We start from the raw sequence: 1,235 nt of genomic DNA on the forward strand, positions 1-1,235 counted from the left end.
TGGCGACGCGGAAGGCGACGACGGCCGCCTCGTGCCCGAAGGCGTCGGCATACGCGGCGAGCACCGGGCGCACCGTCCCGGGCTCGCACGGCACGCCGAGCGTCCGGGCGGACTGCTCGATGACCGAGTACAGCTCGTCCGTCTCGGCGGTTGCGGACATAACGACCCCTTGGTCGGCGCGGAATTGTATTGCGTTACGTATCGGGGGCTGCGGCGAATGCGCGGGTTATCGGGTACGTAAAAAGTAATCCCGCCGCCGCGGCGCTGCCCACTACCCGTACGGGTAGTGGGGGCTACCCGAGTTGTCGGGGCGGATTTCATTGACCCGCCATTGCCGCTCGATGACCATAAAAGCCAAGGCTCATGGTTCGTGTTCGAGGATTCTCCACGGCACCGCGGGAGCGATCATGGCACCACTGGTAGGGCGTGAGGGCACGCTGTCCGTGCTGGGCGGACACCTGGACGCCGCGGCACAGGGCGCCGGCGGCTGCGTCGTCGTCGAAGGGCCGCTGGGCATCGGCCGGAGCCGGCTGCTGCGTGCCACCGCCCGGGAGGGCGCGGAACGCGGCCTGACCGTGGTCGCCGGCCGGGCCGAGGCGCATCGGGACCCCTCCGCCCATGGCGATGCAGCCGGTGGGGGAAGGCAGCCGCTGCCCGTCCACCTGCTGCTGAACTACCTGCGGCGCGTGCTGTCCGCCGACGTGGACGTGGACGACCTGGTGCGGCCGGACGGCAACCCGTTCCGGCTGATGGACCAGGTCGGCGAGCTGGTGGAGATCGCCGCGCGGCGGCACCCCCTCGTCGTCCTACTGGACGACGTGCACCGGGTGGACGACATGGGCGGGCTCGCGCTGCGGGGTCTCGTGCAGTCGCTCGCGGACTCGCCGGTGCTGTGGCTGCTGACGCGCCGGTCGGTGGCGCCGCGGTCGCTCGCGCAGCACGCGGTCGACCGGCTGATCGACGGCGCCGCGGTACGGCTCCATCTCGGGACGCTCGACAACGAGGCGGTGGCGGAGCTGTGCACGGGGCTGCTGGGCGCCAAGCCGGACTCCTCCGTGCTGGACTGGGCGGCCCGCTGCGGGGGCAATCCCTGGCTGCTTGCGCGGGTATTCGAGGCGCTGGTCACGGCCGGGCGGGTGGTGTTCGTCGACGGTACGGCGGCGGTGCTGGGCGAGCAGGTGCCCGACGAGCTGCTCGGCACCGTCCGGGGGCTGCTCGGCGAGTTGCCGCCGGCG

The 1,235-nt window shown here is 72.1% G+C and carries 1 protein-coding gene; it reads left to right on the forward strand.

Annotation, left to right across the window (positions count from 1 at the left end):
• Positions 1–407: 407 nt before the first annotated feature.
• Positions 408–1,235 (forward strand): ATP-binding protein (locus tag H5J30_RS34215; RefSeq protein WP_181791705.1); only part of this gene is annotated, 828 nt, incomplete at its 3' end.

The organism is Streptomyces phytophilus, assembly GCF_013870535.1.
Classification (GTDB): domain Bacteria; phylum Actinomycetota; class Actinomycetes; order Streptomycetales; family Streptomycetaceae; genus Streptomyces; species Streptomyces phytophilus.